Source organism: Dethiosulfatibacter sp. (assembly GCF_983023055.1).
Genome location: NZ_CEZJXU010000064.1, coordinates 1 through 8,015, shown reverse-complemented (window position 1 = coordinate 8,015; position 8,015 = coordinate 1). Strand labels below are relative to the sequence as shown.

Here is an 8,015-nt window from a genome sequence, read left to right as displayed (position 1 = left end):
ATTCCCTGACACAACATTGCATCGGCTACTTTTATGAAGCCGGCAATATTTGCACCTGCAACATAGTTGCCTGGAACGCCGTATTTTTCAGCTGCTGCACTTGATTCTTTGAAAATATTAACCATTATGTCATCCAGCTTATTATTCACTTCTTCAAATGTCCATGGAATTCTCATGCTATTTTGTGCCATTTCAAGAGCTGAAGTTGCAACTCCACCTGCATTGGCCGCCTTGGAAGGTGCAAGGAGAACATTGTTTTCCTGGAAATAATCCATGGCGCTATTTGTACAAGGCATATTTGCACCTTCTCCTATAGCAAAACATCCGTTTTCAACAAGTTTTTTTGCTTCTTCAAGGTTTATATCATTTTGAGTAGCGCATGGTAGAGCAATATCACATTTTAGATCCCATAGTGTTCTTTGATTTTCGTGATATTCAGCTTCTGGATGGTGTTTTACATATTCGCTTATTCTTGTTCTTTCAACTTCTTTGATCTGCTTTACTGTTTCTATGTTTATACCTTTAGGATCGTATATATATCCCTTGGAGTCGCACATGGCTACTACGTTGGCACCATATTCCTGAGCTTTTTCACAGGCATATATTGCAACGTTTCCGGATCCTGATATTATTACTGTTTTATTTTTGAAGTTTTTATTATTTGCCTTAAGCATCTCTCTTACAAAATATACAACACCATATCCAGTTGCTTCCGTTCTTACCAGGGAACCGCCGTATTTCAAACCTTTACCGGTCAAGACGCCTGCTTCAAAATCATTTTTAATTCTTTTGTATTGTCCGAAAAGATAACCGATTTCTCTTCCACCTACACCTATGTCTCCGGCAGGTATATCGACGCTGTCTCCTAGGTGTCTGTAAAGCTCTGTCATGAAGCTCTGGCAGAACCTCATTATTTCTCTGTCTGATTTTCCTTTGGGATCAAAGTCTGAACCGCCTTTTCCTCCGCCTATTGACAAGCCGGTAAGAGAATTTTTGAATATTTGTTCAAATCCAAGAAATTTGACAATGCCAAGGTTTACTGAAGGATGGAATCTTAATCCTCCCTTGTAAGGTCCTATTGCACTACTGAATTGAACTCTATATCCTCTGTTGATATGTATTTGTCCTTTGTCATCAGTCCAGGGAACCCTGAACATTAATTGTCTTTCTGGTTCAATTAGTCTTTCTAGTATGCAGTTTTCTTTATATTCTGGATGCATATCCATTACTGGCTTTAATGAATGAAGCACCTCTTCAACTGCTTGTTGAAATTCAGGCTCTGCTGAATCTCTCTTTTTTGATAAAATTGTTACGTTTTGTACATAATTCATTATGTAACCTCCCTACTTCTATTACATTATAGCATTTTTTAAACGAAAATCAAGATTCATTATGAAAAAAGTACCATATATTACGAAAACGTAACAAATAGCAGGGGGAAAACGATGTTTTTTATGCATTTTTAATATACAGTATATATTTCTATGGGGATATAAAACAAAAGGAGAGCCTGTCCGTTATTAAAAGACGGATAAACTCTCCTTTTGACTAGTCAATTTAGTAGTTTATTAAACTATTCCAAGACTCATCATTGCTTCAGCAACTTTAATGAATCCGGCAATATTGGCTCCTGTAACATAGTTACCTGGAACTCCATATTTCTCAGCAGCTTCACTGGTTTCCTTGAATATATTGACCATTATTTCATCAAGCTTTTTATCGACTTCTTCAAATGTCCATGAAAGTCTCATACTATTTTGAGCCATTTCAAGGGCTGATGTGGCAACTCCGCCTGCATTAGCTGCTTTAGCAGGAGCCAGAAAAACCTTGTTTTCCAGGAAGTATGCCATGGCTTCGTTTGTACAAGGCATATTAGCTCCTTCACCAACAACGGTACATCCGTTTTCAACAAGTTTTTTTGCTTCATCAAGATGTATATCATTTTGAGTGGCACAGGGAAGCGCGATATCGCATTTTAGATTCCATATTTCTCTCTGATTAGCTACGTATTCAGCATCAGGATGGTATTTTAAATATTCGCTTATTCTTTTTCTTTCTACTTCTTTAATCTGTTTTATTGTAGTGATATTTATACCTTTGGGATCGTAGATATATCCTTTGGAGTCGCACATGGCAATTACATTAGCACCATATTCCTGAGCTTTTACACAAGCATATATTGCAACATTTCCTGCTCCTGAAATAATCACAGTCTTGTCTTTAAAACTGTCGTTGTTTGATTTTAACATTTCTCTAACGAAATACACTACTCCAAACCCAGTGGCTTCCTTCCTAGCAAGAGAACCACCATATTTAAGACCTTTTCCTGTAAGTACGCCAGCCTCGAATTCGTTTTTTATTCTTTTGTACTGTCCGAAAAGATATCCGATTTCTCGTGGGCCTACGCCTATATCACCAGCAGGTATATCAACAGACTGGCCAAGATGTCTGTACAATTCTGTGATGAAACTTTGACAAAATTTCATTATTTCCTTGTCTGTTTTGCCTTTTGGGTCAAAGTTTGAACCGCCTTTTCCTCCACCTATTGACAGACCTGTAAGGGAATTTTTGAATATCTGTTCAAATCCCAAAAATTTGATTATACCAAGGTTTACTGAAGGGTGGAATCTTAAACCTCCCTTATAGGGTCCTATTGCACTGTTAAATTGTATTCTGAATCCTCTGTTAACCTGTATTTCTCCCTTGTCGTCCAGCCAGGGAACTCTGAAAATTATTTGTCTTTCAGGTTCGATAAGTCTTTCAAGAATTCGGTTTTCCTCATATTCCGGATTTTTATCAAGTACAGGCTTTAATGTTAGAAGAACTTCTTCAACTGCCTGAAGAAATTCGGCTTCAGCTGAATCATTCTTTTTTGCTATGGATATTACTTTTTTTATATAATCCATGTTGTAACCTCCCTGTCGATATATTATTATAACAGAAAAATCTATATTTAATATACAGCATTGAGTAAATGCCATATGTTAATAATCTGTAATATGTACTAATAATATTTGATTTTATACTGCAACGATATACAATATAAGAATGAATATCAAATAATTATTGGGGGTAGCAATGTTATCAGAAGTTAATGCTTGCGTTCTTTCGGGACTAGCAGGCAATATAATAAAAGTTGAAACAGACCTGGCAAATGGCTTGCCTACAATTAATATTGTAGGACTTCCCGATGCATCCATTAAAGAATCAAAGGAAAGGGTAAGATCGGCAATATCAAATTCAAATTATGATTTTCCAATGTCCAGAATTACAGTAAATCTATCACCTGCATCAATAAAAAAGGAAGGATCCCAGCTTGACCTTCCCATAGCCCTAGGGATTTTATCAGCCATGGGGACCTGTATAGTCAAGAATCAGGAAACAACCTGTTTTATTGGAGAATTGTCTCTTGACGGCTCCATAAAACATGTAAATGGAGTACTACCTATGCTTATTTCATTGAGATCATTAGGTATTGAAAAGGCTTTTGTACCTTTGGAAAATATGGAAGAGTCTAGCTATATAAAGGATATGGAAATATATCCCGTAGGAAGCCTTAATGAAATCGTAGATCATTTAAATTCAAAGAAAATTATGTTGCCAACGTTGAAAAAGGATTACTCTTCCTCAAACATATTTAATAGCTATGAAATTGATTTTACAGAAGTCAAGGGGCAGGAAACATTGAAACGCGCAGTTGAAATAGCTGCAGCAGGCAGTCACAATATTCTAATTATTGGTTCTCCGGGGTCTGGCAAAACAATGATTGCCAAGAGGATTCCTACGATTCTTCCGGATTTAACCTTTGAAGAATCCTTGGATATTACTAAAGTATACAGTATTGCCGGTCTTAATAGTGAAAGTGGACTTATAAGAACGAGACCTTTCAGGGCTCCACACCATACAATATCAAAAACAGCACTGGTGGGAGGAGGGCGCATTCCAAAGCCGGGAGAAATTTCACTGGCAAACCACGGAGTGTTGTTTCTCGATGAATTGCCTGAATTTAATAAAAGCTCCCTTGAGGTTTTGAGACAACCACTTGAAGACGGCAGAGTTACAATTTCAAGAGCAAACATGACAGTAGATTATCCTTCAAAATTCATGCTTGTCTCAAGCATGAACCCTTGAGCGTGCGTGGACAAATAACGTGACTATCACAACTTAAATCCACAAATAAGTGTATTTTAATACTATCCTTATAAATAATGACTTTTTTGATAATACTACGGAGTAGTGTTTTTTTTATGTTCATTGGTAGTTTATGATAGGTTTCGGGATTAAACTGTTTCATTGAATTCACGAAAATATCAGTATTCAATTTATGGTTAGTTGAATAGTTGATTTTGTTTATTATCGAATTGTATTCAGTTACAAGCAAGTTCTTATCTTTTTCGAGTTCATTGTATTTTTTCATTATAATATCTTCTGGGAGTACGTTTTTCGCCAGAGCAGCTGTAAGATTGCTAATTTCATTGTCAATTGCATCAAGACGATTTTTGAGACGTTTCTTTTCTGAATCAAGTTTTTCAATCTTGTCATCAGTACCGGTGGATCTTTTTAATAGGTCATGAAGATGGTCTTCGTTAGTGAGAAGATAGCTAAGATATTCAACAACAGAGTTTTCGAGTTTATCAGTTCTAATACTTCTGTTATCACATTGTGCTTGTTGTACTTTTTTTATGCAATTGAAATATGAATAATACTGATCTGTTGCTCCGATACTTTTATTGGATTTTCTTGAATAGTATACACTCATACTAGATTCACATTCTCCACACTTTACTAAACCAGAAAGGGGAGAGGATTGGCTTTGTCCGAGTCTAGGTGCTATACTTGCATTTTTTTTAATTAATAACTGAACAGTAGCAAATTCTTTGCCTGATATTATACCTTGATGTTCAGAAACAGAAAGGATCCACTCTGACATTGGTAGCTGCTTGGAAGTAGTTCCATTTGGTCTCCTCCTATTATAATACATCGTTCCATAGGTTCCGTCAAACATGCCTTCAGGATTCGAAATTTGGACTTCTGTAGATGAATTGAAGTAATTGTATGCATAGGTGTCACCGACACAATACAAGGCATTCTTGAGGACCCTTTGAACCTGGTTTGGGTTCCATGAAGCACCTTTCTTAGTTTTGTATCCTAACCTATTAAGCTCATGAGCGGTTCCTCTAATAGATTTTAATTCCATATATTTGGCATAGACGAATCGTACAATAGAGGCCTCTTTTTCTTCAATAATAAGTCTGGAGGCTTTCTTTGTCTTGTTGTTTTCATGTGTAGTTTCACTGATAGCTTTGTATCCAAGGGGTATAGGACCACCATTCCATTTACCAAGCTTGGCTCTGTCTATCATATTGTCACGAACTCTTTCGGCTATGGTTTCTCTCTCTAATTGAGCAAACACGGATGTAATCATCATCATGGCCCGTCCCATTGGGGAGGAAGTGTCAAAGTTCTCCTTCAAAGAAATAAAATCTACATCCTTTTTATCTAAATCACCAATGAGAGTGGAAAAATCATTAACTGATCTACTTACTCTATCCAATTTATAGCAGACTAGTGTATGGATCATACCTTGATCAATGTCGTACATAAGCTTCTTGAAACTAGGTCTATCCAGATTTTTTCCGGAAACATCATAGTCCTCATATATCTGATATGACCATCCTTTATAATTACATAAATCCTTACTTCTTTGGATCTGATTTTCAATAGATTCGCCCTTTTCAGTAGCTTTAGATTTCCTTACATATAATGCTGCAACTTTATTCAAGATTATACCTCCTTTTGAAAAAAACAGACACCTGTTTAGCATCTGTCGATTATCTATGCAGTCTATATTTTGTTTATTGTTACTTTTTTGCTAACCAAATTTATAAGCGATAAGGTTTTCAGGAACTCCAAGGTGACAGCTTATCTCTTTTGTTGTTAGTCCCTCTAATTCATCAATATCAATATCGCATAATAATAAGGCTGAAGCAAATTTATCAGCTTGTACCTCGTATTTGTTTTTCACTTGTGTTACCCCATACAGATACTCAATCGAAAGGTCTGTATGCAAAACAGCATGTCCTAACTCATGCGCCAATACACATATCTCTTCATGATGATCTAATCCTGAAGATACCATTATGTATTCAATACCTAAGTAGTCACGAAAAAACTTTCCTTTAGTGCCATCAGGAAAGTCTCGTCTAATTACAATTATTCCCATTTCGTCAATTAACTCATTCACATTTGTTGTTCCATAAAATTCTATCAACCCGTTTAATATATCTTGCGTAATACTCAATATGTCTACCCCTTAAAGCAATTATTTTCTCTTTTTCTTCATCCTTTCTATTCCAATTTTCATAGTTAAAAGCAGATCTTCTGCCAATGCCATTGTCTCATCAGCAGATATGTTATTTAAATCATATCCTCCATAGTTCATTAGTACAGGTTGTTCAAGTATGAATTTCATTGCTTCTTCAGGAGTATGAAACTCAAGAGATTCAATTTTCTTAAGTTCATCATCAATATTCATACATTTTTTCCCATCTCTTGGCACGGCATTATTCCATCCAATAAGATCAGCAGGAGTTGTTTTTAAAACCTTTGCAAGTGGACTGAGAATTGAAATAGGTAAATTTTCTATATGACTGCTTTCATATCTATATACAGTAGTTCGGTTTTTCCCTAATGCTTCAGCAACATCGTCAATTGACAATCCCAGCTCTTTTCTTCGATCTTTAATTTTTTTTCCTATATCCAACATAGCATCTCCTTTCATTAACATATTACCAAATATAGCGCAAATATGCAATGAATTTGCACTTCAGATAAAAAAAGTTGCATATATGCCAAAAAAGTATTGACAAACATAACCCGATAAGTTAATATTGAATTGTAGCAGATATGCAACTAAAGTTATTAAATTACTAGGAGGTGATATTCAGTGGTAAATATAAAAAAATTGAAAATCAAAATGCTGGAAAAGGATTTGAATGTTGAACAGCTTGCTGAAAGGCTTGAAGTCAACAAAAGTACAATGTATAGGAAGTTCACAAATAAAGGTGAAAACTTCACCATTAAAGAAGCTACAGCAATGATTGGAATCCTCAATCTAAACAAAGAGGAAGTAATAGAAATTTTTTTTGCTGACTTTATGGCATAAATGCAACTTCGCAAACACTTTGGGGTCCGGATATGAGTCCAGAAAAGAAATATATAATCTATGAATTAATAACAATGGTTGGTGCTTTATTGTTATTAAAATATTTTAATAGGAGGAAATAAATTGAAAAACAATGTGATTATGACAATCGATAGGACACCGACGAAACGAGATCCCACTAAAAAAATAACATTTGAATGTGCAGAAATTGCTTCAGAGGAAGAATTTGAGGAGCGATTAGATACCATAGCCGATGCTTTCAAGCTAGTGGCAATGGAAATTATCAAAATGAATGAAAAGGAGGATGAAGAAGATCCAGAAAAGAAAAGTGCCCAAGCTGCGGGAACAGCTATGAGGGCACAAGCATAAATACTCAATTTAATTGTATCACATAGGAGGTCATTATGGAAGATACAAGAAAGTATATGATCTATGAATTTGCAGCAATGGTTGCAGCATTAATTGTTATCAGAATATTTTAACCAGGAGGAAGTATGGCTAGAAAGAAAAATATGGATAATGTAGTTGATCAGGCAGTCTCTCTGGAAGAGGAGGTGCTCCAGAAGGACAGGGAGATTATCCGACTTAAACGAGACAAGAAGGCTCTTGAAAGAGAGAACAGGTATATTGTGACAGCGAAAGCTGAAGCTGCTGTTGAGAATGATGTAATGTTGCTTAAATATAAGATTGCGACGGTCATTTCTGCTGTTGTGGCAGTGGTGATGGTGGTTGGAAGGATTGTGTGAAAGGAGTTGTTGATTTGTGAAATATTCAAAAGTGGCAGTTGAAGAGATTATCAAAGAAAAGAATCTTGGACCTGCTAGAAAGGTGTTAAGTGTAGTAGTAAGAT

The 8,015-nt window shown here is 35.8% G+C and carries 9 protein-coding genes; 4 read left to right on the top strand and 5 right to left on the bottom strand.

The window, feature by feature from the left end; all coding sequences use genetic code 11:
- Positions 1-1,331: NADP-specific glutamate dehydrogenase (gdhA, locus tag AC3AX0_RS03830; protein ID WP_487548982.1), on the bottom strand; the 1,331-nt coding region annotated here is incomplete at its 3' end.
- A 237-nt stretch (positions 1,332-1,568) separates the two neighbouring features.
- Positions 1,569-2,906 carry an NADP-specific glutamate dehydrogenase gene (gdhA, locus tag AC3AX0_RS03825; RefSeq protein WP_487548981.1) on the bottom strand — a complete coding sequence of 446 codons (1,338 nt, stop codon included), beginning with the start codon at positions 2,904-2,906 and terminating at the stop codon, positions 1,569-1,571.
- A 172-nt stretch (positions 2,907-3,078) separates the two neighbouring features.
- Between gdhA (AC3AX0_RS03825) and AC3AX0_RS03820 the strand changes: the two genes are divergently transcribed.
- Positions 3,079-4,131: a YifB family Mg chelatase-like AAA ATPase gene (locus AC3AX0_RS03820; RefSeq protein WP_487548980.1), complete on the top strand. Its 1,053-nt coding sequence runs from the start codon at positions 3,079-3,081 to the stop codon at positions 4,129-4,131.
- On the opposite strand, the gene AC3AX0_RS03815 is transcribed toward AC3AX0_RS03820, so the two are convergent.
- From AC3AX0_RS03815 to AC3AX0_RS03805, 3 genes are all read right to left on the bottom strand, one after another.
- Positions 4,103-5,782 (bottom strand): recombinase family protein, encoded by a 1,680-nt coding sequence (locus AC3AX0_RS03815; protein WP_487548979.1) that lies wholly within the window; start codon positions 5,780-5,782, stop codon positions 4,103-4,105. The genes AC3AX0_RS03820 and AC3AX0_RS03815 overlap by 29 nt on opposite strands.
- 90 nt (positions 5,783-5,872) lie before the next feature.
- Complete coding sequence (locus tag AC3AX0_RS03810; protein ID WP_487548978.1) at positions 5,873-6,301, bottom strand: ImmA/IrrE family metallo-endopeptidase; 429 nt, start codon at positions 6,299-6,301, stop codon at positions 5,873-5,875.
- A gap of 21 nt (positions 6,302-6,322) precedes the next feature.
- Complete coding sequence (locus AC3AX0_RS03805) at positions 6,323-6,766, bottom strand: helix-turn-helix domain-containing protein (RefSeq protein ID WP_487548977.1); 444 nt, start codon at positions 6,764-6,766, stop codon at positions 6,323-6,325.
- Between the two features lie 180 nt (positions 6,767-6,946).
- Between AC3AX0_RS03805 and AC3AX0_RS03800 the strand changes: the two genes are divergently transcribed.
- The 3 genes from AC3AX0_RS03800 to AC3AX0_RS03790 all read left to right on the top strand — a co-directional run bounded on the left by AC3AX0_RS03800 (position 6,947) and on the right by AC3AX0_RS03790 (position 7,911).
- Positions 6,947-7,165 (top strand): XRE family transcriptional regulator, encoded by a 219-nt coding sequence (locus AC3AX0_RS03800; RefSeq protein ID WP_487548976.1) that lies wholly within the window; start codon positions 6,947-6,949, stop codon positions 7,163-7,165.
- A gap of 123 nt (positions 7,166-7,288) precedes the next feature.
- Positions 7,289-7,534 (top strand): hypothetical protein, encoded by a 246-nt coding sequence (locus AC3AX0_RS03795; RefSeq protein WP_487548975.1) that lies wholly within the window; start codon positions 7,289-7,291, stop codon positions 7,532-7,534.
- A 125-nt stretch (positions 7,535-7,659) separates the two neighbouring features.
- Positions 7,660-7,911, top strand: coding sequence for a hypothetical protein (locus AC3AX0_RS03790; RefSeq protein ID WP_487548974.1), 252 nt, complete (start codon positions 7,660-7,662; stop codon positions 7,909-7,911).
- Positions 7,912-8,015: the final 104 nt, after the last annotated feature.

Coding starts and splice junctions, on each gene's coding strand:
- AC3AX0_RS03805 (WP_487548977.1), bottom strand. CDS start 6,766: ATGTTGGATATAGGAAAAAAAATTAAAGATCGAAGAAAAGAGCTGGGA.
- gdhA (WP_487548981.1), bottom strand. CDS start 2,906: ATGGATTATATAAAAAAAGTAATATCCATAGCAAAAAAGAATGATTCA.
- AC3AX0_RS03820 (WP_487548980.1), top strand. CDS start 3,079: ATGTTATCAGAAGTTAATGCTTGCGTTCTTTCGGGACTAGCAGGCAAT.
- AC3AX0_RS03790 (WP_487548974.1), top strand. CDS start 7,660: ATGGCTAGAAAGAAAAATATGGATAATGTAGTTGATCAGGCAGTCTCT.